The organism is Pseudomonas sp. LS.1a, assembly GCF_022533585.1.
In the GTDB taxonomy this organism is placed as follows: domain Bacteria; phylum Pseudomonadota; class Gammaproteobacteria; order Pseudomonadales; family Pseudomonadaceae; genus Aquipseudomonas.
In genome coordinates this window covers 2,604,861-2,627,639 of record NZ_CP092827.1, presented here as the reverse complement: position 1 = coordinate 2,627,639, position 22,779 = coordinate 2,604,861, and the positions used below count along the sequence as shown (strand labels likewise).

Sequence of the window (22,779 nt, the reverse complement as noted above, 5' to 3'; positions counted from 1 at the left end):
CTCAACCCCTGCTGTACATGTTGTAGGCCTGGCCACCACCAGTCAGCAGCGAGCCGAAGGCATTTAGGCGCCGCGTGCGGAAATCAGCCTTGGCCTGCTTGATGCCCTCATTGCCCTGGGAGACTAGGCCCATCGCCTGGTTGAAGGCGTTGCGGCGAAGCTGATCAGCGTCCTGGCGGGCAATGTCCAGAGTGCCCTGCTCGATCCGGCCGGCAGAGCCTTCGCCGACCGTAACGCCATTGGCTGCGAAACCAGTGCGCTGGCTGGCTGCCGCCTGCCTTCCCTGCTCGTTGGCCAGGTCTGCGGCGAAGTCGCCCTGATTGATTACGTCGCGCGCCTGATCGTCCAAGTAACGCTGCTGCCGCTTGGCGGCCTTCACCGCGTCTTTGCCCTGCTGAATCTGGGAGTACGCGCTAAGCAGGCCACCGCCCGCTGCTGCGCCAGCACCTGCTGCTGCGCCCATTACAACCCCCTCAATGTCATTGGGTGGAACAACTCGCCGTTCACCCCATAGGGCACGGCCTTGTGCATGTGGAATCCGAGCCAGCGCAGCCAGCGAAGGGCCTTCACATAGCGGGCATCGGTGTAATTGATCAGCACCTTGTGGCGCTGGCGCATGGCGGCGACCTCCCGGTCGCACTCGATCAGGAAAGCGCGCTGGTTCCGCTCAATGGCCGTGGTGCTGATCAGCCAAGGAACACCGGTCTGTTCGTCCAGCTTGATGTCACCGAACATGGCAACCACGCGGCCATTCACCACGTAGGCCCTGGGGTTCAAGCTCTTCTCAACCGAGTAGCGCAGCTCCTGCTCTACGGTCAGGCCACGGATGGCCTCGAACTCCAGCTGATCCTGGATTCGCGCGTTCGCAACCGTCATTTCGATCAGCCGGTCATCGACCGGCAGCATCTCAGCCGCCGGCCTGGACATTGGGCATGACCCCCAGAATGGTGAGCGGAAGCGGGTCGGACTGGCGAATGAACAGGCGACCCTCGGAGTTCCAGTTGCAAGGGATCTCCATCTCAGCACGCCCTGTGAGCAGTTCGATCGGCTCGCCATAGTTCTCGCCAGCACGCTGCTTGAACTCGTCTAGGTTGTCGGCGTTCGGGCCGGCAAAGATGCCCCGGCTTTCCTGGCACAGCACAACCACCTGGTTAATGCGCTTCTTCGAGCCAAGGAACGCTTGGTTGTTCTGCAGGGTGATATCAAGCGTTTCGAAGTCGGCGGTGATAGGCAAGCCGACATGAGCCACCAAGGTTGGGTTATCCAGCGTGATGGCGCCTGCGGTGACAACCTGCTGACGCACTACGTTGCCATCGCCCAGGATGCTGACGGTCTTGCCTTCTAGGTGGCCCAGGCCGGAAATTGCCGTTGCAGCCAGGCCCCATCGAGTCGCGGGGATACCGCGTAGAGACTCCGGAACGATGGTCTGTGGCTCAACGGTAACGACGGTTGGCGAGGTGTAGGCGTTGATTTTCAGCACAACCCTGTCGCCCTCGACGGAATCCGTACCGGCGCCGTGCATGACCACATACCGGCTCACCATGCCGGAGTTGAAGGTAGCGACACCCACGGTCAGCGTGAGCAGGTTCGGGAATTTCCAGTCGGTACCGCCCGTCAGGACCGCGCTTCCTGGCTGGCGGCCGTCATAGGTAAGCCCGCAATCGACAAAGAACGCCCGGTCGAACCAATAGTCGCCGGTACCGAACTTGGTCAGCTGGCGGCTGGCCATGCGCTCGATGTAGCGCTTCGTCACACCATTGATGGTGCGCCGCACGACCATGTACAGGGCGTCCTCGTCATCTTCCGGCACGCTGGCCACCGCCTCGACTGCGCCATCTGTGTCATGCCAGCTCCAGCCGTAGACCTGCTGGTCTGGCAGGAAAGTGAAGCCCAAGAGCATGCCGTCGTTCCTAGCCATCCACAGCACGCCGTTTGGCGCCAGGGCGAATGCCTGATCCTGGATGGTGAACCCGCGCAGCAGGTGCGACGACAGCACGCTTACATCCTGCGGCTGGAAGCCGTCCGAAACGTAGTTGTAAGCCAGCGTCGAGAGCTTGCCGCCCCGCGCCTGGATGTAGAGCGCCGTGTTGGCGTAGATGGCCGGGATGACGTCGCTGGAGCCGAAGTAGCTCTGTTCGACCGCCGACACGTTGGCCGGCGTAACCCCAGAATCGCTAGAGCCGGTAATGGCGATCTCAGCGCCAGAGGTCATGGCCAGCAGTTCACGCAGCGACACCAGGTGACGGATCTGGTTGACCTGCCGGCTGGCGATGACGAATTCGATACTGTCGTGGTCCTTGCTCGGGTCGGAGTAACCGAAGTTGTGGAAGTCCCCGGTGCGCGACATCCACACGGTCTGCGGGTTGGCGGTGCTGGCAGCAAAGGCCATGCGCTGCTGGTAGTAACCAACGACCGAGGGGTTATTCCCATCAGCAAACGGGTTGTAGCCAATAGGCACGGTGTTGTCGGTTTCGGGCGTGATGTTGATGTCGTTGAAGGTCACGCCGGCCGACTGCCCGATGAAGCCGAACACACCAGATGACTTGTTCTTGTAAACGTTGTAGTGATCGGCGCCGGCAACTGCGGTCCATGCCAGGGTTGCCCCGGGCTTGTCGTCGAAGCTGTTCACCGTGGCCGTGTTGCTGGCCCACGACTCGACGGAGCCTTCCGAGATGCTGCTTACAGCGGTGACCTTGTATTGATATTCGGTGGTGTCGCCGGAACCGCCCGTACGCGGCGTTGCGGCAAGGCCAGTAGGCGCTGCAATGCCAGGCTCGAAGGTAATGGCCGTCAACGTCCAGTTGGTGGGCGCCAGGCGCGACAACTCACGCGGCGGGTGATCTGGATGCACGATGGTCATCACATCAGCCGACTGGGTGAACTTGAGGTCAGGCAGCTGGGCCGTGGTGTACGGGGAAGCGATCTCGTATGGTGTGACGCCGCTGACCACCTGCCCGCCCATGCTGATGAAGCGGATATACAGGTTGCCGAACTCCAAGATGTAGGTCTGTTCGGTCGAGAACTGAAACGGGATCAGCCTGGCACGGGCCGCGCTGTCCTTCACCTCGGCGATGAAGCGCGTGCCGGAGCGGTTCTGCACACCACCCTCAGGCAGCACCACGAAGTTCCGACAGGTCTTGAGCGCGGTGTAGTAACGAGCCAGATCAACCCGGGCATAGGTGGCCGGCGCGACCTCGCCAGCGCTGAAGGACGGCTGGATAACGTCAGTCATGCGCCGCGCCCCGTGATGAAAATGGATTCGCGCTGGTACTGCGTGACTCCCTCGTTGAGGGCTGCTGCAGCAGCGGTCAGGATCTCGGCCCTGTATTCGGCAGCACAGGCCGAGGCGATACCGGCATCTTTCGCCAGCGGTGCAACGATCTGGCTGGCCAGGTACCAAGACAGAGCCGAAACGAAGATGGGGTCGAACATCTCCGGTGACTCGACCTTCAACGTGTACTCCAGGGTTGCCGGCGAAACGTTGGTGCTGATCAGGCGCTGGCTGGTCCCGTTGATGATCCGGAACGGGATGCGCGGAATTTCCGGCATCTGGCAGTCCATGCCAGCCGGCCATACGCCCTGCGGAAAGACCGGGTTGACGATGCGGCGCACCCGCATGCAGTCGTTCGGCACGGCGTACGCGTAGGGGTATTCGGGGTTCGGGTTAACGGCGACTTCGGCCAGCTGAGCGAAGGCAGTGGCGAAACCCCAGTCGCAGTCGGCGCGCAGCACAAAGTCCCGGCAGCTCTCGTAGAACTGCTTGCAGATCCGGGCAGGCGTGCTGGCTTCCTCCAGGTCATCGATGCGAGTGCTATTGCCGATGCGGAAGAGCGCAATATTGCAGATGTCGATCACAGATGACATTGATGCTGGCTCCTTGAAAAAGGGCCCCGAAGGGCCCTGGATGCGGGATGGTGCTGACTCAGGCGTCCGGGCCGTCGTCGTCATCGTCGGGGTTGCCGCCTCCACCGCCATCCGCCCCGCCGCCCTGGCTGCCGGTGTTGGCGTTGGTGGTGTCGTCAGGCTTCACATACGGCTCGCCGCCAGCGATCAGGCGATCGGCTTCGGCCTGGGCCTCTTCCTTGTTGGCGCCGACGAAATCGCCGATCTTCTCGCCTGCTGCATTGATGACGATGTAGCGGCCGCCGCCGTTGTGCTTGACGGTGAAGGCTGGCTGCGGCGCCCCGCCGCCCTGGCTGCCGGTGTTGGTACCAGCCACAGGCTTGGTTGCGGCTGATGGCGTCCAGCCCTGCGGCTGCATCCACTTGCCCAGGTGGCCTTCCTTCTGGATCTCGAAGGGTTCGCCACCAGCCTCTGGTGGGTCTTGGATCTTTCCGCCGTAGTAGCCGCGCTCGAGTGCGATAACTTTCATGGCTGCTCCTTACGCAATTACGAAGCCGCTGGCGTAGGTAGCAGTGTCCTGCACATCCTTCACCAGGCCAGCCCAGAAAGTGCCAGCAGTGAGTGGACCGGTGCCAACGGTGTAGTTGACGCGGAGGTAGCGGCGAACGCCGCGCGGGACGGACACAGCCACAGGACGCTTGCCGGCAGCCATGTCGGCCAGAGCGGTAGCGCCAGAGTCAAACAGAGTGACCCAGGTGGCGTTGTCGTCACTGGTCTGCAACTGGAAGTTAACGGTTGCAGCGCCAGCAGCAGTGGCGGCAGCCAGCACAGCGACTACCAGAAACATGGGTTCGCCTGCCCCGATGTCGCGGCGGGTGTTGCCATGGGTCAACGGGCCCAGGTCGATAACGTCGGTCGATGCCGCCGTGGCGGTGACTGCCTGACCAGTCAAGCCGCTGAACAGGTTCAGCTTGTCGGTGATCATGAGGATTCTCCAAAGATGGATTGGCGGGTGAAGCGCCGATCAAACGACCGGCGATTCAGAGTTGAGCAGTGCGTCCACGGTGCGGAACGGCACGCCGCGCAGGCTGGTGATGAACTCGCCGTCGTACTCCTGGATCTTGAGCTGGACGTTGGCCTTGTTCATCGCCTGGATGTCCAGGCACTCGCGGATGGTGCGGTTCATGTAGAAGGCCGGGCGGCCCATGCGCAGGTTCGGGATGCGGTGAACTGCACGAATCATCGCCTCGATGATCTTGACGCTGGTGCCGTTGGTGTCGGCCAGCAGATCGCTGATGTCGATGTTGCAAATGCGGACTGCGTAGCGCCAGTCGCGCAGAGCGATACCGCAGTCCCACTTGTAGTGGTCGCGGTAGGCGCGGAACACGCGGTTGGTGCCAGAGCCGTCGTCTACCAGCTCGATACCCATGTCGTTGTGGTCCAGGCCGGCCTTGGAACCCTTCGGGTAGATGCCGTGCACGGTCTGGTCACCCCAGACAATCAGCCAGATAGAGGCGTTGTCCGAGCCAGCGCCACCCATCTTGATGATGTTCTGACCGTTCTTCGCCGTGCTGTCGCTGTAACGAGGCGCCATCCCCAGGAACTTGGCAGGCTCCAGAGCGCTGTTGTTGTAGAAAAGGCCGGTGGCCATGTCCTGGTTCATGCCCTCGATGTAAGCGGCGTTCTCGGACAGGCGGAATGCGGCAGTGTTGCCGTTGAGGTTGGCCAGAGCCTCGTCAACGATGCCGAGGTTTTCCAGCATCGCGCAGGTCTCGTCGACCTGAACGGTGGTGGACTTGGTGCGCAGAATACCGGCGTTCAGCGCACGGTATGTGCCGGTCGGCAGGCCGGTACGGATGGTGGTGCGGTGACCGGTAGCGAGGTTGCCTTCCTGCCAAAGCATGTCGGGCAGAATCTCGTTGGTCTGGCTCAGCATCTCAATGATGCGCGCCGGTTTGCTGTCGGGGTCCTGCCGCTTGGCCCAATCGGCCAGCGTCAGGGAGGTTTGGGCGATAACGGCCATGGTTCACTCCTTAGGATTTGCCGTAGAAGACTTCGGCGTCGGTTTTTCGGGATTGGTTGCCGGAACCGCTATGCAGCTGGCCCTCGGCCAACTGCTGGCCGATCCGGTGGAAGAGCCGAACAACTTCGGGATGGGAGCCCAGGCCGGACTCCTTGAGCATGGTGCTCAGCTCGGGGGTACCGAACTGGGCCAGGGCTTTCTGGGCAACGCCTACGTTGGCGTCGAAGTTGGCGCCGCCGAAGGCTGCGTCCTCGCGCAGGGACTTTTCCCAGCCGGAAACCAGGCCTTGGCGCTGTTCCAGGCCGGCTTGCTCGGCGGCCAGGGCGCGCTTGGCGTCGAAGGCAACGAGCTTGTCAGCCTGTTCCTGGGTCAAGCCCAGCTCCTTGAACAGGGGGCTGACCTCTGCCAGCTGCTGCTCGCTCATTGCGTAGCCTTCGGGTAGTTCCTTGAAGGCGTAGGCTTCGGGGACAACGGGCTTCTGCGCCTGCTCGCCCTCGCCTTCCTGCTTCTGGCCTTGCTGCTGGCCTTCCTGGGTTTGCTGGTTGGCGTCACCGGCCTGCTGTTGCTGCTGGCCTTGGGCGCCCTGGTCGCCGCCGAGGATGTTGCTCTGTGGCTCGGCAGAGGTCGTGGCAGCGGCTGCACCACCGGCCTGGCTGCCATCGGCGCCGGCTTCGTTCATGAGGAAGTGACCGAGACGGCCGTGGATGAAGAGGTTCATGCGTTTGCCTCGTCGGGTTTGGTGGTGTTCTCCGCGACCATCACCTGATACAGGTGCGGGCACAGGGTATTGATGCGCTCCAGCAGGCTCAGGCCGTGCTGGCGGCGACCTTCGTTGAAGGCCATTGGGATTGGCTGCGGGTCGTAGACCGGGTGGAACACGCGGGCGGCTTCAAGCTGCTTCCAGGCCAGGCGCCGGCCCCGGGGATCAGCCATCAGCCACTTGAAGTCCTGAGCCGCCTGCTCTTGCTCCAGGCGTGCGGCGTCCTCCCGCTTCTGCAGAATCTCGGCGTCGTCGAACATTTAGGCCCCCAGCATCTGGCCCAGGACGTTGTCCGGGGTGACTTCGGTTTCGGACAGGAGCTTGGCGCCCTGGATTGCAGAGCCCATGGCCTGCTGGGCTTGCTCGGCCTGCTGCTGTCGGGCGCGCTGCTCGCGAATAGCGGCGACCTCGTCATCACCGCGAACAACGGTCGGAACCACGCCGATAGCGTCGGCGTATTCCTCAATGAGCTGGTCTGAGTTGACCTTGTCCAGAACCTCGGGGAAGGCGCCAGACAGGTTGCCGGCCAAGGTCGCGAAGCGCTCCAGACCCAGCACGTTCTGAGACTTCTGCGCCTGAGCCAGGATCGACACGTACTCGGCCTGGATCTCGCTGTTGGCGTCAATCAGCTCCTGCGGCGGTGGCGGCAGCAGTGGGTCGCCATCGATGATGCCGGCCCAGATCGGCATGGACTGGCGCAGCATGATGTTGAAGGTGCGATCGATCAGCGGGTCGAGTAATTCATCGTTGATGCGCTCGAGCACTGGCCCGAGCATCAGCATCTTCTCTTCCTTGCGGGCCGCGATCTCCGTGGCGGTACGCACGGTGTCGAGCTGGCTCACCATCAGGAACAGGTCAACGAAGAACGCCTCGTTGATCCGGCCTTCGTGCTCCTGAATCTTCGCCTGAATTGGCGACAACCAGGATGGGTTTGGCTGGTAGATCGGCGCCATCTGGTTTTGGCCGCCCACCATGGGGACATAGGTCACACCACCTGGGATGGTGCTGCTGGGCTGGCCACGCAGTTCAGCGGGCGCCTGCAGGGGTGGGTTGGCCCCTGTCTCGGTCATGCGGGCAGCCTGGCGCTCGTACAGTTGCAGGGCCTTCACATCGCCCAGGCAGATTCGACCTGGGCCGGTACCGTAGGCATCACCCGGCATCGACTCCCAGCGCACGGCCATGGCCGGGAATTCGTGATAGCCGCGGTCCTCCAGCACCATGTCGCCTGGCGCACCCGTTTCCCAGGTCAGCGCCGAGAACGGCAGATTGCGGCTGCCAGCGCGGTCTGGGTTAGCGTGCATGTTCAGCTCGACGCGCTGGGCGCAGCTGATGAACTGGTCACCGTTGTTGTTCTCGTACAGAGCCCTGGAAGCTGGGCTCAGCGCCTCCAAGCCGAACTTCTGCACCAACTGGTTCACTGTCCACTTGAACTCGCGGTAGATGGCAGCGGCGCGGCCGTCTGCGCCGTTCGATATCCAGTATTCACCCCAAGTGAAGGCTTCGCAGCGGATCACGGTGTCTGGGTGCTCGTCTACCCAGATGCAGCCGGTGCCGAAGGTGCACATCTCCTGGTAACAGGTCGGCAGCACCTGATACAGGTTCGAGCGCAGGAAGACATCGCGCATGCGCTGGGTGCACTCGTAGAACCACGACTTGACCGGGCCGAACTCCATGATGGCCCTGGCCACAGGCGCTAGGTTGAACCATGGGCGCGCTGGCGAGGTGATGCCGCTCATCATCCCCGACGCCGTGGTGCGGCTGGCCATGGTGGCCCGGTTGTTGATGATCTTGTTGTTGCGGCGGTCGCCACGGTTGGTGTCGTCGTTCATCACCCGGGAGCGCATGGGCAGGATGAAGTCGGAGATCTCCTTGGCGTTGGTGTCCCAGGAAGCGCGCTCGTTCTTCAGCGCTGACAGCCGCTTCTCGGCCAGCTTGCGTGGGCTGTCGGTGGCCATGGTTATTGCCCCAGCAAAGTCTTGGTGGCGGTCGGTGCTGCGGCCGCGCTGGCCCCGCCAAGGATGGTGGAACTGATACCGGCAGCCTTGGCACGGCGGCGCTTGTCGTCGGCAAAGCCCTGCGCATCAGCGTTCGATACGTCGTTGGTATCAACGTCCTGGGCCGTGGTGGTATCGGTCTTCGGCGTGTCGAAGGAATCGCCGAGCACAGCACTGCTCAGGCCCAGGGTCGCGACGTTTGCCGCCTTCTTGACTGCTCCGCCCATGGGGTTTGTCCTCAGTTGAAAGGGTCGTATTCGGATTGATGGCTGCCGTTGACGCCGCCATTGCCTTGGTACTGGGCCTTCATCACCGGCATGGTGAAGGTCAGGGCCAGCGCGTCACCGTCGTCGGGGCTGATGCCTAGGCGCTTCTTGATGTCTTTCTTCTTCTCCAGCGCGATCTGGTCCGACGAGTTGTGGTCGTACTCAGGGCTGGTGAGCTCGGTTTCGAGCTCGGTGTCGCTCTCGATGGCCAGGCCCAACTTGATGGCCTCACGCATGCGCCACCAGATGTAGGTCCGCATGTTGGCGTAGTGCCGGTCGGGCGCCTGGCTGGCGAAGTTCACATCGATGATCATCACGCCAGGCAGCAGGCGCCGGAGCTGGTCAGCAACTGGACCGCCAACGCCGGTGGAGTCGACGAAGACCGCGTCCGGCCGGTGCTCCACCACCAGGGTGCAGACCTTGGCAATGAACGGCGTGGTGTTGCGCGTCTCGCTGCCCGGGATCTTGATCGGCTTGATGCTCTTGGCATCCATGCCGCGCCGGAAGCGGATGACGTTGTTGTCCATGCCGCCGCGGGCAATGTCGATGCCGCACACCAGGGCGTCGTCCAGGCCGTACACGCCTTCGCGCCGCATGGCCTCGGCCACCCAGTCGGTTGGAATCAGCTGCAAGTCGGAAGCCCTCGGGAACATGCCGCGTACGCGGATACGGACGAAGTCGCTGTCCTCGCCGTAGTCGGCGATCCACTTGGCGATTTGCGTCTTGTTGGTGCCGTCGACGGTTCGGCTGTCGACCTGCCGGTGCCGCCAGCGGTGCTTGAACTTGGTAAAGCACTCGCGGAAGCGGCCACTGTTACGGGTCGGGTTGCCGAAGGCAGCCCAGATGATCTCTGTGTCGGCATCGGTCAGGGCGCCCTCTGCCACTTCCCACACCAGGTCGGCGATAGCCGAGGCCTCGTCGAAGATCAGCAGGATGCGTTTGCCTTCGTTGTGCAGGCCGGCGAACGCCTCGGTGTTGGTGTCGGACCATGGCACCGCATCGATGCGCCAGTTCTTTTCGTGGTCCGGGTCGGTGCTGATCAGCGCGGTACCGGTCAGCTTGAACCAGTGGGCGGTGATCGAAAGCCTGTTCCACTTGGCCACCTCGGGCCAGGTCTTGGTCCGCAGCTGGCTCTCGGTGTTGGCGGTGACCACGCCACGGGTATCGACCTCGGTGTCGAGCGCCCACTTGATGACCCAGGACACCAGCGCCGACTTGCCGATACCGTGGCCGCTTGCCACCGCCTCGCGGATTACCTCGCCTCGGTCCTTCGCGCCGGCCCGCAGCTGTTCGCCGATCGAGTCCAGCACTTGACGCTGCCACTTTCGGGGGCCGGTCTTGTTGGCCAGCTCGCCGCCTGCCTCATCCCATGGGAACGCGTACAGCACGTACCCCAGCGGATCATCCGAGAAACTGGCGATGTCGTTTGCCAGTTCCTGCTCGTAATCAATCTCGCTGTTTGAGGCGTTCACGGGCTTTCGCCATCCTGTCGGCTAAGCCGGTAACGTTCACCTCGACCTGCTCCTTGAAGGCGTTCACGTTCACATGCTTGCCCAGCAGCTCCAGGTTGCGGACCTTGTCGGGCCATTTGATCTTCTTGAGGATGCCGACCATGTCCCGGTCCTTGCCCTGCCCTTCGAACATCTCGGCCAAGTCGAAGCCAACCAGGTACTGGCGCCACGCCTTGGGCCACTGCTTGAGCGGCTTGAGGGAAAGGTCGTCCTCCAGGATGTCCAGCAGGTCGAGCTGGTCGATCTCTACGAGCCGTTGCAGCACATAGTCGGCGTCGACCTTGAGCCGCTTGTTGCGCTCACCCATGGCCGCCTCGATGGCTTGGGCAACCTCTGGGATCTGCATCAGGGCATATGCCTGGTCCTTGGCCCCCTTCTTGGCGTATCCGGCCCTGATCGCTGCCTGGGTGGCATTCAGATCCACCAGGTACTCAGCCACAAACCGGTGGCGCTTCACGGTCATGGCCATGGGAATTCCTCACTGCGCGATGGGGCAGGCCTTGCTGACCCAGTCCTGCAGGGCTGTCAGTTGGCGGATGGCGTCGTCGCCGTCGTTGGCGATTCGGACAATTCGTTCAGCAGCCGCTGGGTCAAGTTCGGCTCGCGCTTCTGCATGGCCCAGGCCGGCGGTGGTGGAAGATCCTGTGGCGCCGCAGCTGGTGGCGAGGACTGACAACCGGCGCTGGCCAGCAGCGACATCAGCACGAAGGCTCGCATTGGTCTGGTTCGCACGTTCGCGCTCCTGGGTGTGTTGGGTGTCGAGGTCGGCCAGCAGCTTGATGGTGTTGCGGCGGGACTCGGCTGCGGCTTTCAGCGTTGCCACCTGCTGGGTGGCTTGGTCCAGTGCCAGGGACTGGGCCTCGATCTTCTGCCAGCCGGCGTAGATGACCACGCCGCAGGCAAGCAGGCCGGCCATCAGATAGTTGGTCATTGGCTCTTACCTCCGGTACCAGGTCAGCTGGTAGCAGCGTGCATCAGCGGGGATCTCGGCCATGGGCCAGCGCAGGCAATCCATGTGCTTGCGCTCTGGCCGTGTGCGGCTCAGCCGTAGCGTCTGGACCAGATAGGCAGACCCGGCAGCGGTGGTGATGAAGTCGCCGACCGCAATGCCATCGGCGCCATCGATGTACAGCTTGCAGGGGGTGTACGGCTGCTTCCGGCTCATTGCGCGCCCATGCACTTGGCGTGTCGTTCGAGCTGGCGCTGCCAGACGCCCCAGCACCGCTTGTTGCCCGGGGTCGAGCAGTCGTAGCCGGCGGCGAACTTGTACTTGAGCAGGTCGTTGCAGGCCTGGACGTAGTTGCCGGCCAGCAGGTCGCGGCGCATCGATGACGGCCGCCAGTTGCCCATGCCGTACTGGCCGACGAAGTCCATGTACAGGTCGAACTCTTCCTGATGCAGCTTTACGCCCGGCAGGCTGGCGGCAAACTGCTTCTCGGCCTGGCTGTTGAGCGTGCGGGCCAGCACCTCGGCGCGCTGGCGGGTGATGGTGTCGCCCATCTTGACCGGCCTGCCGTCTTCCCACCTGGTGGAGCCGTGGCCGATGGTGGGAACGTCGCCCTTGGTGGGGATGACCGCGACAGGCGTGAAGCCCTCACTGGCCTTCCAGGCGCCGAAGCCGGCCAGGCTCATGGTCAGCAGGCCCACGGCCACCCGATTGCGCACGCTCATCGCTGGCATTGCTCGCGCAGGGCCTGGATACGGGCCTGGCTCTCTGCCGCCTCCCGGCGATCCTTGCGGATCTGGAAGTACGTGTTGACCAGGAAGCCGATCAAGGCGATGGCCACGCCGGCGAAGCCAACCCAGTTCACCTGGGAAAGCCAGCCGACAAAGCCGGTACTGGCGCCGACGAGCATGCCCTTGTTCGCCACAGAGGCGCCGACTGCTTCAACGATGCCTTCCGGTTTCGACATTGGGTTGCTCCTTGCTGGGGCTTTCATGGGGCCTCCAGAAACGCAAAACCCCGCTCGATGGCGGGGTCGTTTGATTGTTTGCAGGCAAGAAAAAAACCCGCTCAATGGCGGGTTTTAGTGTTTCGGGTGCTGCTTGTCACAGTGGGGAAATCATGCCGAAACCCGCACATTTTTGTCAAGCTTGGGCAAAACGTCCCAAGTGGAAGCTGCAAACAGCTGAGATCTTTCCACGCCACAAAATCCCATTTTCAGGCATGGGGTTTTGACCAGGCGCGTAGAACTGGGCGTCTTTGAGGTGAATGAAATTGATCGAAGCTCCTGGCTCATCATCACCTGGTAGCGGATCTCCGTACGTCGAAATTGCATCCCGAAGAGGACCCTCATCTTCGCCTAACCAAGGCCCTGCGAATTCCTCAGCGAATGCCTTGAAGTAGGTTACATGGGAGATAAGCGTGCCGCTCACGATGCCTGTTGGGGTATGGAGTGTTAGTCCAAACTCCATCCCATTCTGGTTGGCCCACGACGCAAGCTTTTGAAGGAACCAATCAGTGCCCTTCCCGCGCCAAGATTGCTCAATATCGACTAGCGCTTTCGAAACATCCTCAGTGGCTGGAGGCTCGCCCACGCTCTGAACTTCACTTTCCATGTTGCATTCCTGATTGCTGAGTGAGTGCCGAGCATACTCCAACATAGAGGCATGGTGACATCATGCGGTCTCGCTATCATCACTCAGCACCATGCTTCGATGTGCGGCGAGGTCGCTCAAGGCTCCGTGCACGAACGCATTGAAAACCCTTGAGCAGGTCGTGAACTCATCAGCCGCCTCTTCAAGCCGCTCGACAGTCCATGTTCCATTTTTACCGCCGACTCTCTGTCCGCCGTCGCTGTCTGTGAAGGGATTTCCGTGAACGAAGTCGTTGCGGATATCAACCAGTGGATCAAATTGATCAGCGGCCTGTAGCAAGCTTGTTCTCAGGGCATCATCTTCAATTTGCTCCGAAAGCTTTCTGAATCTTTTCTTCACCACCCCAGACGTCAGTTCGGTGAGTTTTGTGATTGATCCAGGCTCCATGCGCTCGCAGCACCAAATAACATCCCATTCGAGTCTGCCAAAAGCATACAGAGCAACACCGAGCGCCGCTGCATAGCCAGGGTCCATTGGAATGCTTAGTCTGTCGTCCTTCAAGCTGCCTCCCTCTCTTCGCTTAGCACGCGCCCAACTGGGCGCAAGCACATGCCGTCGATGATACCAGCCTGATCGAACATCAGCTGCACCAGCCAGCCCCACTGCCTGGCCCAGTTGCGGCTATCCAGCTCAACGCCGTGGTTGTCTGCCAGCCAGTCGCGGAATACCCACTGGGCAGCCATCGGGTCAGGGTTGGCGCCCATTCCGCCCTGCACCATGTGCCGGTACCGAACCAGCACGCCACGGGCAACCCAGTACTCGCGGCTGTACAGGTGGCACGTGCGCTTCTCGCCGCGCTCTTTCAGGGCCAGGTGCACGTGGCTGGCCAGCAGCTCGACCGCCGACTCTTCCCAGTTGTTCGACACCTCGGTGCTGATCACTGGGGCGTACAGGTGGTGGCCGAACACCTGGTACCGAGGGTGAAGGCTGGCAATGGCATGCTGCACCCTCCCCGCCAGCGCCATGTGGGCGCACTTACCCGTGTTCTCCCAGCGCTCCGGCCGGGTTTCGTTCGCCACATACCCGCGCTTGGCGAGCTTTGCCCCCTCCAGCCCGTGGTGCATGACGCTGTCCCAGGGCGTGTAGAACGCGTCGTGCCATGCGAGGCGTGCGCTTCCAAGTCTCATACTGCCCCCTTGCGTAGTTCCGCGTAGATCGTTGTGTTGCGGGTCAAGCTGCTGCCTCCAGCGGCACAATGCGCACGTGCACGCCCGGAACTTCGCCGTAGCGCTTGCGCACGAACGCGTCGACGACCTGAACGTCGTCTTTCCATACCACGCCGTTGAGGCCGTCGTAGATCGCCTTGACTACGTTGTCCATGTCGGGTTTCTTGGTCGGGAACAGCTCGCCGGCAATGGCCATGGCCTTCCGCTTTTTCGACATGGATTGAGGGATGGCCAGGACGATGCGCATCTCGACCATGACGGCGCCTTCCAGCAGCGTGCGGCCGGCCATGGCTTCGGTACCGGCCAGCGCGATGAGGCCCTCGTAGCTGGCGGTCTTCTGCGGGGTGAACATGCGGGCATGGCCGCCTACGCGACAGATGCGTGGTCTGCCCTTCCCCACGGGTTCGCCTGGCACCAGGAACTGAACTGGCTTGAGGTCAGCCATTGGCCACCTCCGCAGCAGCCCGCTTGGCCTTCTCGATCAACGTCCTGGCCACATGAACCAGGGTCAGTCGTACCGGCGTCGGAATCGACTGGGGTTCGAAACTGGTGCTGGCTAAGAACCACTTCACCGCACGGAAGTACTGCGACTTCTGGCGGCGGGCGATGGAGACGTCGCGGCTTAACGCAAGAATCTGGCCGTGAGACTGGTCATGTGAGGCAGCCCATCCACGCCAGGCGATGTTCAGCACCGTGTTGGCGTAGGTGTCTTCGTAACGGCACGCCTTGATCACATCCACAGGCATGATGAATTGGCCACTTGCCCAGGCCTCGAATTGATCTCGAATGGTGGAATTGCTCATGCCGGCCTCCGAATGCCGAGCTTGGCCAGCAGCAGCGCACGTGCTGCCTTGCCATCAGTGGGGATGTTCTGTGCGGTTACCAGGTCGCGGGCTTCCTGGTGTGACTTGGCCAGCTGGGCCTTCATACCGCTGTCGTGCTCAATGCCCTGGGCGATACGGCCATCGAGTGGCTGGGCGTTCTGGGCGCGGCGCTGCACGATGGCGTAGTTGCGTTCGAAGCGCTGGTACAGGGCCTTGTCGCTGTGCTTGGCGCTGCGCAGATCGAACGTGCCGGTGGCTTCTGCGGCTACGCGCACCGCTTCGTGGCTGTACTTGCCCATCAGGGCCTCGGTCCATGCCTGGTCGACTGGCGGCAGGCCAGGCACATGCAGGCACATGGCGCGAAACTCGGTTGCATCCGGCGGCCAAGACTCCTTGCCTGTATTGGCGGCAGCCAGCTCGATCATGCGGCGCAGGCCGTTCGCGATTTGCAGGCCACTGAGCCCGCCGAGGATCTTTGCCCATGCGTGGTCAGCCTTCGGCGCGTCACCGAAGTTGCTGGTCCACTTGTGGCCATACGTCTGGGTCATCGTGATCCAAAGTTTCTCCAGCAGTCCAAGGCTCAGCGGTTCCGGCGCCTTCTCCGCGGGCTGCTCGCTGCGCTGCGACGTTCGCTTCGACCCTGTCGACGGCAGAGAGACGACGTTGTTGACCAGGTTGTTGAGCTGAGCCTGTACCTGTTCTTGAGTTTGCATGGGTGTTCCCCCCGGCTTGCGCCTGGCGAAGATTGCGTTTCAGGTGGCTGGCCAGTGCGTGCTCCCACTTGGCCTGGGTGCGGTGGTCGTCCGGCGATGCGAGCCAGAACGAGCGAAATTCCAGGAACTGGTCCTGGTCGAAGGCCTGCTGCGTGATGCCCATCTGGAGCAACACGGCCTGGAAAGTCTTCTGGCTTGGCTGCCAGTCGGCAGTCATGGCGAAGCGGACGCGGGAATCGAAATCGTCCTCGCGCGCTGGTGGTGGTGTTTCTTCTGTATCTGTATCTGTATCTGGGGGCGTTACCGTAACGTTACGTGCCTGTTTCTTCTTTGCTCGATGCGCTGCAACCCTTGCCTTGCTTGAGTCGGATGTGAACTGTCGCTTGTCCCAGGCGATGACGCGGCACGCTTCATCAATCAGCCCTTTGGCCAAAAACAGCGCTTTTGTGGCCTGCCACTGCTCATCGGTAATGCGCATCTGAAATGCGATTTCCGTTTCATGTAACGTTACATCGCCGTTACTGCAACGCAGGCAAAGCAGCATGATGAAGCGGCGCTGGTCAGCCTCGCTCATCATCTGCACCTTGGGGTCGGTGGCGAACTCGCCATACATCCGGAACCAGTCCACGGGTTACCCCTCCTCGAGCTGGTCCAGGCCTTGGACGTGCTCCATCCACCGCTTGGAACCGTGAATGAACATCTCGATGTCGCGCTCGTTGAAGCAGCGCATCTCGCTGGGCACGACCTTCAAGTCGAGGACTGCAAGGATCTGCGCGAACTGCTCGAACTTCTCCGGGCGCATGCGGCTGATGGTCGCTTCGTCGCAACCGACTGCAAGCGCAATCGGCGCGTTACCGACCGAAGTCACGCGCTGCAAGATGAAGTGCAAATTCTTGCGGGCCCTTGTGGCCTGCTCCGGGCTTAATTGGGTGGTCGTCATGATCAGGCCGCCGATTTCGAATCAGCGTTCGGATAGAGATCCGGTCTGAGCTCATGACGCGGGATGCCCGTCGCCTCCTCGACCGAAAGCACGCGCTCAGCTGGGATTTTTCCGGTCGTGCACCAGTGCTGCACTGCCTGAGGCTTTATGTTCAGTAATCGGGCCAATTTGGATTGGCCCCCTGCAGCCTTCGCCGCTCGGGTTGGGGGGTTATCACTCATAACGGTCTCTCCTTGAAATTTGTAGAAACTCTACAAATTACAATCGAGACCTACAAGCAAAATTTGCAATGATGCTTGTAAGGACAAAAGGTATTTTCAGGCGATGACTACTATCGCAAACCGTATTGCCGAGGCCAGGAAGGCTTTGGAAATGAACCAATCCGAGCTTGCCCGGACCCTTGACGTTTCGCCGCAGGCCGTCCAAAGCTGGGAGTCTGGAAAGGCCAGACCTAGAGGAGCACGGCTAGAGATCCTCGCCAAGGTTCTGGGGAGGAGCGTTGAGTGGCTGATGACAGGCCAGGATCCGAACCTCACCGTTGAAGAGGCAGCATTCCGCATGGACGCTGCGTACCGCATCAATCAGATTAGATCCAAGATCTACGATACGAGCAGCACGCCAGAAGAAGGCGCGCGCAGGATGAAGGGTATTGCAGAGTATTTGATGCTTAAGGACCAGCTCAAGCAGGCCGAAAGCGAGATGCGGGAGCTGCTGATCAACGCCATGAGGGAAAACGATTGGTACAACAGGATCACAGATACTCGGCTGATGATGGAAATCCTGACCATCACGCAGGCTGCCGCTGAGGGAAAGCTGTTGATGACAGAAATATCGATGCTGGACACGATTTACGAGCGCCTCAGCAAGCTTGAGGGTGCGCCAGATCATACTGAGTAGCAATGCTCCCCTTTCGAAAGCCCGGGTATCCGGGCTTTTTTTTGCCCAAAAAAAATGTGCGCCCCATTGATTTACAAGCAATCTACAATTTTCATCGCCTGAAATTACAAATTACACTTGGCAAATACAATTTTCATTTGTAGATTTTGCTCATCCGGACCTAACCGAACGCAATCGGAAGGAATCGGATGGGCCGCAGCGAGCCAAGGCCCCATCCAGTGGTTTGACGGGTGGAACGGGATACAGGGGAAGCCTCACCCCAGGTGCGCAGCGTGGAGCACCGCATAAACGAGAGCCGACAGCATGCAGAGCGTGGTCGGCTGTTGGGCCCCAAGGGCCCCCGAACCAAGTCATCGCCCAGTCCGCAGGTGGCGTGTAACAGCGGCCCGCACCAGAAGATTTCGCGTCAGCGCCCAGCTCGGGCGCTTTCGGAAGTCAACCGGAGCACTCCCCCATGAACACCAACTACACCGTCATCCACCCGGATGGCACCGAACTGAACTTGCACATGAACCTGCCGGCGGCGCCGACGCTGCAAACCCTGCGCAGCCTGATCGTGCCGCACCTGGCCGGCGGCGACCTGGAGCAGGTCGGTGTGCTGCACAACGGCAAGGGCACCGACATGTTCGTCGACGAAGAGGGCCTGCTGAAACGCCTGCCCCGCAACGACAAGGCGACGGAGATCTACCGCGCCCACTACCTCAAGCAGAACCTGGGCGTTGACCCGGAGCAGCTTGGCTTCATCGCCGGCACCGCGGTCATCTTCGATCGCCGCGTCTGGTTCTGATTTCACTGGAGGAACAAGCAATGGGTTTGGACGTTTCTGCATACAGCAAGCTGGTCGAGGCGCCTGACGCCGAGCGCGACACTGACGGCGAGCTGGTCGACTACGACAACTACCGCGACTTCTATTTCAACCAGCATTTCCCTGGTCGAGCTGAAGGCCTGAAGGAAGGGATTGCCTACAAGCTTGGCGAAGAAGGATCTGGACTCAGCACCGGCTACGGCCAGTACAGCGCCTGGCGGGAAGAGTTGGCAAAGCTCGCAGGCTACGTGCCAGACGACAACCCAAGCGACGAGTACGAAAAGCGCTTTCCTCACTTCGGCGGTGCCAACCGAGCAGGCCAAGGCCCGTTTTATGAGCAGATCTTGTTCTCGGATTGCGACGGCACCATCGGCCCGGTGGTCAGCGCCAAGCTTGCCAAGGACTACGCCGACTTTGCAGAGAAAGCCGAGGCTGTTGGCGGCTACTTCTGGGAAAAGTACCAGGAGTGGAAAGTTGCCTTCGAAGTTGCTGCTGACGGCGGTGCCGTAGTTTTCCACTGATTCCCTGACAGCCGGAAAGACGGCCCGGTGCACCTGGTTCCCCCATCACCAGGCTGTATCGGGGTGTGATCTGCAATGCGCATGCTGATGCGCTGTTTACTGGGCACAAGCGGCCACAGGCAGAAATGCCGTGATTAGAGCAGCTGGATGGCTCCGCTTCCAAGCCAGCATGCCGGAGATTAGCACCGGCCAGATCGCACCCCGATGCAGACCCCTGCACACCCTAAGACTCACCTTCGTGAGCCTTACACACCCTAAAGCTCACCGGTTTGAACATTAAGCCGGCACAACTGAGGGCTCCACCATGTTCAACCAAACCGCGCAGACGGTGTTCGACGAGAGCATCGAGCGAGCGCTTGCGTCACCACCGGGCGAACTGGTGGCGGCCTCCGAAACTGAACTGAGCTATGTGGCCGGCATGGCCGCTTACGCCCTGGCACGCGGAGACATCACTGCCGAGCAGCGCGACCTGATCACCATGCGCATCGACATGGCGCGCTTTCGCTTGCTGGCTCAAATGCTCCGCACTCAGCGCCTTGCCTTGGCTGCACGGCCATGAGCGCTTATGACCGCTGGCTTGACCCGCCCGACCCGGACGACGAGCCAGAACCCGAAGAAGACGATGCCGAGCCGGACGCTTACCCGTTCCAGGCCGGCGACTGGCGCTCGGACGAGCGCGACATTCAACTGGAGCGCCGTTATGACTGCTAAGTGCCGGGGCTTCATCGCCCCAAACGCCCAGCAAATGGTTGAAGCCCTGCAACGTCAGGGCTTTTTCATGTTCCGCGACCTGCCACTGGGCACCACGATCCGCATTCGTCGCGGGATGTTCGTTGTGAGGTTTCCATGAGCTACTCACGGACCGACTACTACGCCGAGGGGTTGGCCGAAGCCTTCGAAGAACATGGAGTCACGGCGACCGCTGAGCAGATCCGCGCAATCGCAAGTGACGTTGCTGGCTGGGCCGAGTGCATAGGCATGGCATTCCATGTTCCGGCTGGAGATCCGCGCGACAGCGAGCTCGCCGACCTTCGCAAGCAACTTGAGCGAGAACGCAACAAGGTTGTGTGTGGAGCCTGCAAAGGCTCAGGCCTTCTGCGCTTTCAGGGCCCGTACCACGGCTCAACGTCCACCTGCCACAAATGCAATGGCGCAGGCAGGCACGAGCCATGACCGCCGCCCAACGCCGGCGCCGCCACCTGATCTGGCGCGGCGCTACCACTTCCCTCCTTGGCTGGGCCGGCTGGCTGACGCTGGTTGCCCTGGCTGACCTCATTACCCGATAGGAACCTCTCGCCATGAGCGATCTTGCGATCAAGCCCACGTTCAGCCTCGCCCCGCAAAACATCGAGGAAGCGCTGAAATTCGCCGACTACCTGTCCAAGTCGACCATTGTCCCCAAGGACTTCGCCAACAACCCCGGCAACATCCTGGTTGCCATTCAGTGGGGCATGGAACTGGGCCTGCAGCCCATGCAGGCCATGCAGAACATCGCGGTTATCAACGGCCGCCCAGCCCTGTGGGGTGACGCCGTAATCGCCCTGGTCCGCTCTTCGCCGCTCTGCGAGTACATCTACGAGAGCGACGACGGCGAGACGGCCACCTGCCGGGTGAAGCGCCGCAACGAAGAAGAGCAGGTGCGCACGTTCAGCATGGCCGAGGCCAAGGCGGCCGGCCTGGCCGGCAAGCAGGGCCCATGGAGCCAGTACCCGAAGCGGATGCGCCAGATGCGCGCCCGGGCATTCGCCATGCGCGACGTTTTCCCCGATGTGCTGCGCGGCATGCCGGTCGCCGAGGAACTACAGGACACCCCAACCGAGCGCGAGCTGAACCAGGCCCACGTGCGAAAGGCCGACCAGCCGAAGCAGTTGCCTGCCTACCCGGATAGCAAGCTCGACGAGAGCAGCGAGCAGTGGCGCGGCCTTATCGCCGCAGGGCGAACCAGCCCTGACCACCTGATCGCAACGATCCAGAGCAAATACACCATCACTCCCGAGCAGATCGAGCGTATCCGCTCCCTGGCTCCAATCGAAGGAGAAGCCACCAATGCAAGTGCATAACGTCCAGCAAGGCACGCCCGAGTGGCACGCCCTTCGCTCCAGCTACTTCACCGCTTCGGAGGCGCCCGCGATGATGGGCGCCTCGAAGTACCAGAACCGCAACGATCTGCTGGCAATGAAGAAGACCGGCATCGTGCCGGAGGTAACGCCCCAGCAGCAGGCCATCTTCGACCGCGGGCATGCTACCGAAGAAATGGCCCGCCCCCTGGTCGAGGAAATGCTGGGGGAGGAGCTTTACCCAATCGTCGGTACCAGCGGCAACCTACTGGCCTCGATGGACGGGGCCACGATGCTCGGCGACACGCTGTTCGAGCACAAGCTGTGGAACGCCACCCTGGCAGCAGCAGTGGTCGCCGGAGAGTTGGAGCCGCATTACTACTGGCAGCTGGAGCAGCAACTGCTGGTCAGTGGCGCAGAGCGCGTGATCTTCGTCTGCTCGGACGGCACCCGCGACAACTTCGTGCACCTGGAGTACCAACCGGTAGCCGGTCGCCGCGAGCAACTGGTGGCAGGCTGGGCCCAGTTCGAAGAAGACCTGGCCTACTTCGAGGTGAAAGAGGCCAAGGTCGAGGCCATCGGCGCGGCGCCCGATCAGTTGCCGGCTCTGCGCATTGAAGTAACCGGCATGGTCACCGCCAGCAACCTGGATGCCTTCAAGTCACACGCCCTGGAGGTGTTCAGCAACATCAACACCGAGCTCAAGACCGATCAGGACTTCGCGGACGCCGAGAAGACCGTGAAGTGGTGCGGCGATGTTGAGGAGCGCCTGAAAGCAGCCAAAGAGCACGCCCTGAGCCAGACCGAGAGCATCGACGCCCTGTTCAAGGCGATCGACGACATCGCCGCCGAGGCTCGCCGCAAGCGCCTGGAGCTCGACAAGCTGGTCAAGTCCCGCAAGGACAGCATCCGAACCGAGATCGTGATGGACTCGGCCAAGGCCCTGCAGGACCACATCGACCAGATCGACGCCACCCTAGGCGGCCGCATCCGCATGCCGAAGGTGCACGCCAACTTTGCCGAGTCCATCAAAGGCAAGCGCACCATCGACAGCCTGAACGAAGCGGCCGGCGCCGAACTAGCCCGGGCGAAGATCGAGGCCAGCCGCATCGGCGACCTGATCCGCTTGAACATCGCCAGCCTTAACGAACTGGCCGCCGACCACAAGTTCCTGTTCCACGACGCGCAGGACCTGGTGCAGAAGGCCAACGACGACCTGGTGGCACTGATCAAGGTCCGGGTCAGTGAACACGAGCAGGCAGAGCAGAAGAAGCGCGACGACGCCGAGCTGGCGCGCCAGCAGGCTGAACAGAAGGCCGCCAAGCAGACTCTGCCCCGGGATGACGAGAAACCTTTGCAGCAGGCTCCGCAACAGGTCGCCCAGGCAGATCCGGCGCCAGCAGTTACGCCGATCACCAGCGCAACGCCAACTGCACAGTCCGTCGCCGATGATGGCCGACGCATCAAGCTGGGCGACATCAGCAACACCCTGGGCTTCAACCTAACCGCCGACTTCCTGGCCTCGCTGGGCTTTGAGGCGGTCGCGCAAGAGTGCTCGGCCAAGCTGTACCGCGCCAGCGACTTCGAAGCCATCTGCACCGCGCTGATCCACCACATCCAATCGGTTCGGCACAGCCAGGCAGCCGCGTAATGGCCAGCCAGAGCGTGGAAGAACTGTACGACCAGGTCGAAGAGTTCACTTCCCTGCTGGCTGCTGCCGAGCTGCACGCCAATGGCGCCTGGGAAGAAGAATTCATCGAAAATATGCGGGCCAGCTTCAAGCGCTACGGCCCGCGCACCCTTCTGAGCGTTCACCAGCAGAAAAAGCTGGAGCAGATCGCCAAGTACTGAGGAAACCCCA

Annotated in this window: 35 protein-coding genes; 9 read left to right on the top strand and 26 right to left on the bottom strand. The window is 61.8% G+C overall.

All coding sequences use genetic code 11. The features are described 5' to 3' along the window. Nucleotide 1: 1 nt before the first annotated feature. From MKK04_RS12155 to MKK04_RS12030, 26 genes are all read right to left on the bottom strand, one after another. Nucleotides 2-463, bottom strand: coding sequence for a hypothetical protein (locus tag MKK04_RS12155; RefSeq protein WP_241106679.1), 462 nt, complete (start codon nucleotides 461-463; stop codon nucleotides 2-4). Beyond that, nucleotides 463-906, bottom strand: a complete 444-nt coding sequence (locus MKK04_RS12150) for a hypothetical protein (RefSeq protein ID WP_241106678.1) — start codon at nucleotides 904-906, stop codon at nucleotides 463-465. Before MKK04_RS12150 ends, MKK04_RS12155 begins: the two co-directional genes overlap by 1 nt. A gap of 1 nt (nucleotide 907) precedes the next feature. After that, entirely contained in the window at nucleotides 908-3,232 is a 2,325-nt protein-coding gene (locus MKK04_RS12145; protein WP_241106677.1) for a hypothetical protein, read from the bottom strand. Beyond that, nucleotides 3,229-3,864, bottom strand: a complete 636-nt coding sequence (locus MKK04_RS12140) for a hypothetical protein (protein ID WP_241106676.1) — start codon at nucleotides 3,862-3,864, stop codon at nucleotides 3,229-3,231. The genes MKK04_RS12145 and MKK04_RS12140 overlap by 4 nt, the downstream gene beginning before the upstream one ends. A gap of 58 nt (nucleotides 3,865-3,922) precedes the next feature. Beyond that, nucleotides 3,923-4,372 carry a hypothetical protein gene (locus MKK04_RS12135; protein WP_241106675.1) on the bottom strand — a complete coding sequence of 150 codons (450 nt, stop codon included), beginning with the start codon at nucleotides 4,370-4,372 and terminating at the stop codon, nucleotides 3,923-3,925. Nucleotides 4,373-4,381: 9 nt separating this feature from the next. Then, nucleotides 4,382-4,828, bottom strand: coding sequence for a Bbp16 family capsid cement protein (locus tag MKK04_RS12130; protein WP_241106674.1), 447 nt, complete (start codon nucleotides 4,826-4,828; stop codon nucleotides 4,382-4,384). 39 nt (nucleotides 4,829-4,867) lie between these two features. Continuing rightward, complete coding sequence (locus MKK04_RS12125) at nucleotides 4,868-5,866, bottom strand: major capsid protein (protein WP_241106673.1); 999 nt, start codon at nucleotides 5,864-5,866, stop codon at nucleotides 4,868-4,870. Nucleotides 5,867-5,876: 10 nt separating this feature from the next. Continuing rightward, nucleotides 5,877-6,584, bottom strand: a complete 708-nt coding sequence (locus tag MKK04_RS12120) for a hypothetical protein (protein WP_241106672.1) — start codon at nucleotides 6,582-6,584, stop codon at nucleotides 5,877-5,879. Continuing rightward, on the bottom strand, nucleotides 6,581-6,886 hold the full coding sequence (locus MKK04_RS12115) for a Bbp19 family protein (RefSeq protein ID WP_241106671.1): 306 nt from the start codon (nucleotides 6,884-6,886) through the stop codon (nucleotides 6,581-6,583). Before MKK04_RS12115 ends, MKK04_RS12120 begins: the two co-directional genes overlap by 4 nt. Beyond that, nucleotides 6,887-8,581 (bottom strand): portal protein, encoded by a 1,695-nt coding sequence (locus tag MKK04_RS12110; protein WP_241106670.1) that lies wholly within the window; start codon nucleotides 8,579-8,581, stop codon nucleotides 6,887-6,889. 2 nt (nucleotides 8,582-8,583) lie between these two features. Then, complete coding sequence (locus tag MKK04_RS12105) at nucleotides 8,584-8,847, bottom strand: hypothetical protein (protein ID WP_241106669.1); 264 nt, start codon at nucleotides 8,845-8,847, stop codon at nucleotides 8,584-8,586. Between the two features lie 11 nt (nucleotides 8,848-8,858). Continuing rightward, nucleotides 8,859-10,358 carry a terminase gene (locus MKK04_RS12100; protein WP_241106668.1) on the bottom strand — a complete coding sequence of 500 codons (1,500 nt, stop codon included), beginning with the start codon at nucleotides 10,356-10,358 and terminating at the stop codon, nucleotides 8,859-8,861. Next, a complete protein-coding gene (locus MKK04_RS12095; RefSeq protein ID WP_241106667.1) occupies nucleotides 10,333-10,866 on the bottom strand; it encodes a terminase small subunit in 534 nt (177 codons plus the stop codon). The genes MKK04_RS12100 and MKK04_RS12095 overlap by 26 nt, the downstream gene beginning before the upstream one ends. Nucleotides 10,867-10,875: 9 nt before the next feature. Then, nucleotides 10,876-11,328, bottom strand: coding sequence for a lysis system i-spanin subunit Rz (locus MKK04_RS12090; RefSeq protein ID WP_241106666.1), 453 nt, complete (start codon nucleotides 11,326-11,328; stop codon nucleotides 10,876-10,878). Nucleotides 11,329-11,334: 6 nt separating this feature from the next. Then, nucleotides 11,335-11,562: a hypothetical protein gene (locus MKK04_RS12085; protein ID WP_241106665.1), complete on the bottom strand. Its 228-nt coding sequence runs from the start codon at nucleotides 11,560-11,562 to the stop codon at nucleotides 11,335-11,337. Continuing rightward, on the bottom strand, nucleotides 11,559-12,068 hold the full coding sequence (locus MKK04_RS12080) for a glycoside hydrolase family protein (protein WP_241106664.1): 510 nt from the start codon (nucleotides 12,066-12,068) through the stop codon (nucleotides 11,559-11,561). The genes MKK04_RS12085 and MKK04_RS12080 overlap by 4 nt, the downstream gene beginning before the upstream one ends. Beyond that, nucleotides 12,065-12,310 carry a holin gene (locus MKK04_RS12075; protein WP_012271404.1) on the bottom strand — a complete coding sequence of 82 codons (246 nt, stop codon included), beginning with the start codon at nucleotides 12,308-12,310 and terminating at the stop codon, nucleotides 12,065-12,067. The genes MKK04_RS12080 and MKK04_RS12075 overlap by 4 nt, the downstream gene beginning before the upstream one ends. Nucleotides 12,311-12,485: 175 nt before the next feature. Next, nucleotides 12,486-12,956, bottom strand: coding sequence for a gas vesicle accessory protein GvpU (gene gvpU, locus MKK04_RS12070; protein ID WP_241106663.1), 471 nt, complete (start codon nucleotides 12,954-12,956; stop codon nucleotides 12,486-12,488). Between the two features lie 60 nt (nucleotides 12,957-13,016). Beyond that, on the bottom strand, nucleotides 13,017-13,496 hold the full coding sequence (locus MKK04_RS12065; protein ID WP_241106662.1) for a hypothetical protein: 480 nt from the start codon (nucleotides 13,494-13,496) through the stop codon (nucleotides 13,017-13,019). After that, nucleotides 13,493-14,122 (bottom strand): hypothetical protein, encoded by a 630-nt coding sequence (locus tag MKK04_RS12060; RefSeq protein WP_241106661.1) that lies wholly within the window; start codon nucleotides 14,120-14,122, stop codon nucleotides 13,493-13,495. Before MKK04_RS12060 ends, MKK04_RS12065 begins: the two co-directional genes overlap by 4 nt. A 43-nt stretch (nucleotides 14,123-14,165) precedes the next feature. Next, complete coding sequence (locus tag MKK04_RS12055; RefSeq protein WP_241106660.1) at nucleotides 14,166-14,606, bottom strand: RusA family crossover junction endodeoxyribonuclease; 441 nt, start codon at nucleotides 14,604-14,606, stop codon at nucleotides 14,166-14,168. Next, complete coding sequence (locus MKK04_RS12050; protein WP_241106659.1) at nucleotides 14,599-14,964, bottom strand: hypothetical protein; 366 nt, start codon at nucleotides 14,962-14,964, stop codon at nucleotides 14,599-14,601. The genes MKK04_RS12055 and MKK04_RS12050 overlap by 8 nt, the downstream gene beginning before the upstream one ends. Then, on the bottom strand, nucleotides 14,961-15,533 hold the full coding sequence (locus tag MKK04_RS12045; RefSeq protein WP_241106658.1) for a hypothetical protein: 573 nt from the start codon (nucleotides 15,531-15,533) through the stop codon (nucleotides 14,961-14,963). The genes MKK04_RS12050 and MKK04_RS12045 overlap by 4 nt, the downstream gene beginning before the upstream one ends. Beyond that, on the bottom strand, nucleotides 15,490-16,326 hold the full coding sequence (locus tag MKK04_RS12040; RefSeq protein ID WP_241106657.1) for a DnaT-like ssDNA-binding domain-containing protein: 837 nt from the start codon (nucleotides 16,324-16,326) through the stop codon (nucleotides 15,490-15,492). The genes MKK04_RS12045 and MKK04_RS12040 overlap by 44 nt, the downstream gene beginning before the upstream one ends. 3 nt (nucleotides 16,327-16,329) lie before the next feature. After that, nucleotides 16,330-16,638 carry a CII family transcriptional regulator gene (locus MKK04_RS12035; protein WP_241106656.1) on the bottom strand — a complete coding sequence of 103 codons (309 nt, stop codon included), beginning with the start codon at nucleotides 16,636-16,638 and terminating at the stop codon, nucleotides 16,330-16,332. Between the two features lie 2 nt (nucleotides 16,639-16,640). Continuing rightward, the gene (locus MKK04_RS12030; RefSeq protein ID WP_241106655.1) at nucleotides 16,641-16,859 is read right to left on the bottom strand and encodes a transcriptional regulator; all 219 of its coding nucleotides are present in this window, start codon (nucleotides 16,857-16,859) and stop codon (nucleotides 16,641-16,643) included. A 103-nt stretch (nucleotides 16,860-16,962) separates the two neighbouring features. Here MKK04_RS12030 and MKK04_RS12025 point away from each other — a divergent pair, with 103 nt between their 5' ends. The 9 genes from MKK04_RS12025 (at nucleotide 16,963) to MKK04_RS11985 (ending at nucleotide 22,769) form a co-directional block, all read left to right on the top strand. Continuing rightward, nucleotides 16,963-17,535: a helix-turn-helix domain-containing protein gene (locus MKK04_RS12025; RefSeq protein WP_241106654.1), complete on the top strand. Its 573-nt coding sequence runs from the start codon at nucleotides 16,963-16,965 to the stop codon at nucleotides 17,533-17,535. 454 nt (nucleotides 17,536-17,989) lie between these two features. Beyond that, entirely contained in the window at nucleotides 17,990-18,322 is a 333-nt protein-coding gene (locus MKK04_RS12020) for a DUF3846 domain-containing protein (RefSeq protein ID WP_241106653.1), read from the top strand. Nucleotides 18,323-18,342: 20 nt separating this feature from the next. After that, a complete protein-coding gene (locus MKK04_RS12015) occupies nucleotides 18,343-18,861 on the top strand; it encodes a hypothetical protein (RefSeq protein WP_241106652.1) in 519 nt (172 codons plus the stop codon). A gap of 304 nt (nucleotides 18,862-19,165) precedes the next feature. Then, entirely contained in the window at nucleotides 19,166-19,420 is a 255-nt protein-coding gene (locus MKK04_RS12010) for a hypothetical protein (RefSeq protein ID WP_241106651.1), read from the top strand. After that, on the top strand, nucleotides 19,417-19,572 hold the full coding sequence (locus MKK04_RS12005; RefSeq protein ID WP_241106650.1) for a hypothetical protein: 156 nt from the start codon (nucleotides 19,417-19,419) through the stop codon (nucleotides 19,570-19,572). Before MKK04_RS12010 ends, MKK04_RS12005 begins: the two co-directional genes overlap by 4 nt. After that, a complete protein-coding gene (locus MKK04_RS12000; RefSeq protein ID WP_241106649.1) occupies nucleotides 19,562-19,711 on the top strand; it encodes a hypothetical protein in 150 nt (49 codons plus the stop codon). The genes MKK04_RS12005 and MKK04_RS12000 overlap by 11 nt, the downstream gene beginning before the upstream one ends. 448 nt (nucleotides 19,712-20,159) lie before the next feature. Continuing rightward, nucleotides 20,160-20,921 (top strand): recombinase RecT, encoded by a 762-nt coding sequence (locus MKK04_RS11995; RefSeq protein ID WP_241106648.1) that lies wholly within the window; start codon nucleotides 20,160-20,162, stop codon nucleotides 20,919-20,921. After that, on the top strand, nucleotides 20,908-22,569 hold the full coding sequence (locus tag MKK04_RS11990) for a YqaJ viral recombinase family protein (RefSeq protein WP_241106647.1): 1,662 nt from the start codon (nucleotides 20,908-20,910) through the stop codon (nucleotides 22,567-22,569). The genes MKK04_RS11995 and MKK04_RS11990 overlap by 14 nt, the downstream gene beginning before the upstream one ends. Next, the gene (locus MKK04_RS11985) at nucleotides 22,569-22,769 is read left to right on the top strand and encodes a hypothetical protein (protein WP_241106646.1); all 201 of its coding nucleotides are present in this window, start codon (nucleotides 22,569-22,571) and stop codon (nucleotides 22,767-22,769) included. The genes MKK04_RS11990 and MKK04_RS11985 overlap by 1 nt, the downstream gene beginning before the upstream one ends. Nucleotides 22,770-22,779: the final 10 nt, after the last annotated feature.

What these genes read in the sequence shown, in the direction of transcription:
- MKK04_RS12150 (WP_241106678.1), bottom strand. Translation starts at nt 906, where the DNA reads ATGCTGCCGGTCGATGACCGGCTGATCGAAATGACGGTTGCGAACGCG.
- MKK04_RS12140 (WP_241106676.1), bottom strand. Translation starts at nt 3,864, where the DNA reads ATGTCATCTGTGATCGACATCTGCAATATTGCGCTCTTCCGCATCGGC.
- MKK04_RS12030 (WP_241106655.1), bottom strand. Translation starts at nt 16,859, where the DNA reads ATGAGTGATAACCCCCCAACCCGAGCGGCGAAGGCTGCAGGGGGCCAA.
- MKK04_RS12035 (WP_241106656.1), bottom strand. Translation starts at nt 16,638, where the DNA reads ATGACGACCACCCAATTAAGCCCGGAGCAGGCCACAAGGGCCCGCAAG.
- MKK04_RS12020 (WP_241106653.1), top strand. Translation starts at nt 17,990, where the DNA reads ATGAACACCAACTACACCGTCATCCACCCGGATGGCACCGAACTGAAC.
- MKK04_RS12045 (WP_241106658.1), bottom strand. Translation starts at nt 15,533, where the DNA reads ATGACCCAGACGTATGGCCACAAGTGGACCAGCAACTTCGGTGACGCG.
- MKK04_RS11990 (WP_241106647.1), top strand. Translation starts at nt 20,908, where the DNA reads ATGCAAGTGCATAACGTCCAGCAAGGCACGCCCGAGTGGCACGCCCTT.
- MKK04_RS12010 (WP_241106651.1), top strand. Translation starts at nt 19,166, where the DNA reads ATGTTCAACCAAACCGCGCAGACGGTGTTCGACGAGAGCATCGAGCGA.
- MKK04_RS12120 (WP_241106672.1), bottom strand. Translation starts at nt 6,584, where the DNA reads ATGAACCTCTTCATCCACGGCCGTCTCGGTCACTTCCTCATGAACGAA.
- MKK04_RS12095 (WP_241106667.1), bottom strand. Translation starts at nt 10,866, where the DNA reads ATGGCCATGACCGTGAAGCGCCACCGGTTTGTGGCTGAGTACCTGGTG.
- MKK04_RS12025 (WP_241106654.1), top strand. Translation starts at nt 16,963, where the DNA reads ATGACTACTATCGCAAACCGTATTGCCGAGGCCAGGAAGGCTTTGGAA.
- MKK04_RS12015 (WP_241106652.1), top strand. Translation starts at nt 18,343, where the DNA reads ATGGGTTTGGACGTTTCTGCATACAGCAAGCTGGTCGAGGCGCCTGAC.
- MKK04_RS12155 (WP_241106679.1), bottom strand. Translation starts at nt 463, where the DNA reads ATGGGCGCAGCAGCAGGTGCTGGCGCAGCAGCGGGCGGTGGCCTGCTT.
- MKK04_RS12145 (WP_241106677.1), bottom strand. Translation starts at nt 3,232, where the DNA reads ATGACTGACGTTATCCAGCCGTCCTTCAGCGCTGGCGAGGTCGCGCCG.
- gvpU (WP_241106663.1), bottom strand. Translation starts at nt 12,956, where the DNA reads ATGGAAAGTGAAGTTCAGAGCGTGGGCGAGCCTCCAGCCACTGAGGAT.
- MKK04_RS12115 (WP_241106671.1), bottom strand. Translation starts at nt 6,886, where the DNA reads ATGTTCGACGACGCCGAGATTCTGCAGAAGCGGGAGGACGCCGCACGC.
- MKK04_RS12005 (WP_241106650.1), top strand. Translation starts at nt 19,417, where the DNA reads ATGAGCGCTTATGACCGCTGGCTTGACCCGCCCGACCCGGACGACGAG.
- MKK04_RS12130 (WP_241106674.1), bottom strand. Translation starts at nt 4,828, where the DNA reads ATGATCACCGACAAGCTGAACCTGTTCAGCGGCTTGACTGGTCAGGCA.
- MKK04_RS12085 (WP_241106665.1), bottom strand. Translation starts at nt 11,562, where the DNA reads ATGAGCCGGAAGCAGCCGTACACCCCCTGCAAGCTGTACATCGATGGC.
- MKK04_RS12105 (WP_241106669.1), bottom strand. Translation starts at nt 8,847, where the DNA reads ATGGGCGGAGCAGTCAAGAAGGCGGCAAACGTCGCGACCCTGGGCCTG.
- MKK04_RS12125 (WP_241106673.1), bottom strand. Translation starts at nt 5,866, where the DNA reads ATGGCCGTTATCGCCCAAACCTCCCTGACGCTGGCCGATTGGGCCAAG.
- MKK04_RS11985 (WP_241106646.1), top strand. Translation starts at nt 22,569, where the DNA reads ATGGCCAGCCAGAGCGTGGAAGAACTGTACGACCAGGTCGAAGAGTTC.
- MKK04_RS12110 (WP_241106670.1), bottom strand. Translation starts at nt 8,581, where the DNA reads ATGGCCACCGACAGCCCACGCAAGCTGGCCGAGAAGCGGCTGTCAGCG.
- MKK04_RS11995 (WP_241106648.1), top strand. Translation starts at nt 20,160, where the DNA reads ATGAGCGATCTTGCGATCAAGCCCACGTTCAGCCTCGCCCCGCAAAAC.
- MKK04_RS12050 (WP_241106659.1), bottom strand. Translation starts at nt 14,964, where the DNA reads ATGAGCAATTCCACCATTCGAGATCAATTCGAGGCCTGGGCAAGTGGC.
- MKK04_RS12060 (WP_241106661.1), bottom strand. Translation starts at nt 14,122, where the DNA reads ATGAGACTTGGAAGCGCACGCCTCGCATGGCACGACGCGTTCTACACG.
- MKK04_RS12090 (WP_241106666.1), bottom strand. Translation starts at nt 11,328, where the DNA reads ATGACCAACTATCTGATGGCCGGCCTGCTTGCCTGCGGCGTGGTCATC.
- MKK04_RS12000 (WP_241106649.1), top strand. Translation starts at nt 19,562, where the DNA reads ATGACTGCTAAGTGCCGGGGCTTCATCGCCCCAAACGCCCAGCAAATG.
- MKK04_RS12075 (WP_012271404.1), bottom strand. Translation starts at nt 12,310, where the DNA reads ATGTCGAAACCGGAAGGCATCGTTGAAGCAGTCGGCGCCTCTGTGGCG.
- MKK04_RS12080 (WP_241106664.1), bottom strand. Translation starts at nt 12,068, where the DNA reads ATGAGCGTGCGCAATCGGGTGGCCGTGGGCCTGCTGACCATGAGCCTG.
- MKK04_RS12055 (WP_241106660.1), bottom strand. Translation starts at nt 14,606, where the DNA reads ATGGCTGACCTCAAGCCAGTTCAGTTCCTGGTGCCAGGCGAACCCGTG.
- MKK04_RS12135 (WP_241106675.1), bottom strand. Translation starts at nt 4,372, where the DNA reads ATGAAAGTTATCGCACTCGAGCGCGGCTACTACGGCGGAAAGATCCAA.